The sequence below is a fragment of the Mariniflexile sp. HMF6888 genome, assembly GCF_044335535.1.
Taxonomy (GTDB): Bacteria; Bacteroidota; Bacteroidia; order Flavobacteriales; family Flavobacteriaceae; genus Mariniflexile.
Genome location: NZ_JBIQVZ010000021.1, coordinates 1 through 2,008 on the forward strand (window position 1 = coordinate 1; position 2,008 = coordinate 2,008).

The 2,008-nt window shown below is 38.5% G+C and carries 1 protein-coding gene and 1 pseudogene; both read left to right on the forward strand.

What is annotated here, in order from left to right; all coding sequences use genetic code 11:
* Positions 1 to 222 (forward strand): annotated as a pseudogene (locus ACGLWY_RS18595) (hypothetical protein); the annotation flags it as partial.
* Positions 223 to 318: 96 nt separating this feature from the next.
* Positions 319 to 2,008, forward strand: a 1,690-nt coding sequence (locus ACGLWY_RS18600; RefSeq protein WP_396621178.1) for a fibronectin type III domain-containing protein, incomplete at its 3' end; no start/stop codon positions are given.

The following is a 2,008-nucleotide window of genomic DNA, read 5'->3' on the forward strand; positions in this document are numbered from 1 at the left end:
TCAGGTTACAGCTTGACCCCACTGGAAAAACTACAGGAATATATCATAACCCATGGGCATTTGCCTAACATGCCATCGGCAAAGGACATGGAAACCCATGGCATCGAATTGGGCATTATGAACATGAAGCTATTAGAAAAAATTGAAGAACTAACGCTTTATATATTAATGCATGAAAACCGAATAAAAGCACTTGAAGAGAATATTAAAAAGAATAAATAAAAATATGAAACACCCATGAGAACCACATTCACACACACGAAGATGATTATAAAGGGTGTTCCATCTGATAATTAAAAAACGATAAACATAAAACAGATGAAACTAATTTTAAAACTGTTCCTAATACTTTTTTCTATTACTACGTTTTCACAAACTAATCTCTTGGACGCTTCTACTTGGACAGTTGGTTCGGGATCTGTGAATGGGTTCAACAAATACGGATTGGATGCGGTAAATACTCGTGAGACCGACGTGGGACCACATGGAGCAACTGAAATAATTTGGAAAAGGGCTTCAGGAATAGATAGTACCTCAGCGGGTGGTTGGGTGACAGACAATATAAGTATCGATCACACAAAATCATATCGTTTTTCCGTATGGATAAAGAAGACCAACTCCAACGACGGGAGAACACTCTTTGGTTTTAGCGCTAAAGATAGTGTAGGAAATTATACAGTAGCTTATCAGTTAAATGGTTATCAGACTACGAATCCATATTTTTGGGTTGGAGATATCCCTTCGTTAAATAATTGGTATTTATTGGTTGCTTATATCCATGAAAGCTCCTATACAGAGATAACAAACCTTGGTGGAATTTATGATTTATCTACAGGGAATAAGGCTTTGAGCATGAATGATTTGAAATTTGATTCAACCACAACCCAGATAGCATCGAGAACCTTTCTTTATGATGAAATAAATATTAACGATAGTCAATATTTTTTTGACCCTAGAATTTACGAAATAAATGGGCAAGAACCAAGTATACAAGAGCTCATTGATGGTCCTGATACCCAAGCACCCACGGTACCCACACTATCTAGTGCTGTTCAAACCGACACCACAGTAGATTTAAGTTGGACAGCTGCCACAGATAACATTGCAGTTACAGGCTATAAAGTGTATAAAGATGGCGTTCTAGAAACCACTTTGGGAAATGTGTTAAGCTATCAAGTAACAGGACTTACGGCATCAACCGCTTATAACTTTACGGTAACCGCTCTAGATGCTGCCGGTAATGAAAGTGCAGTTAGCAACACGGTAAATGTCACTACTGAATCTACATCTGTACCAGCAACCAATCTTCTAGACACTTCTTCTTGGGTTGAAGGCACTGGTCCTGTTTCAGGATTCAACATAAGTGGAGCAAGTAATGAAAACATTCGAGAGCTAGGACAAAATCCATATGGAGCACAGGGGGTTTTATGGAAATCACAACCGGCTGATAGTACAGGGGGAAAAAGGGGATGGAATACAGATTATGTTAATATAGACCATACCAAAACACATAGGTACACCTCTTGGATAAAAAAAACGAATTCAAAAGACGGAACAATATACTTAATGCTTTCTTGTAAAGATGATTTAGGAAATCATGCAGCTCTTAACTTAAACGGTTCTGTAAATGGAGCACCATACCCATACTCCAGCGATCCTCAAAATTTAGACCAATGGTATTTATTGGTTGGTTATATACATCATAGTGGATTTACTTCAACTACTAGTATTGGAGGGGTCTATGATACTAATGGAGAAAAGGTAGCTAATATGACCGACCATAAGTTTTCTAACACTGCAACACAACTAAAACTCGAAAATATTTTATGGTTTTCAACGAACCCAAACCATGCACTTTATACTTATGCCCCAACCATATATGAAGTCAATGGTCAAGAACCAACGATTCAAGAGCTCATTGATGGCCCTGATACCCAAGCGCCCACAGCACCCACACTATCCAGTACTGCCCAGACCGATGCCACAGTCAATTTAAGCTGGACAGCAG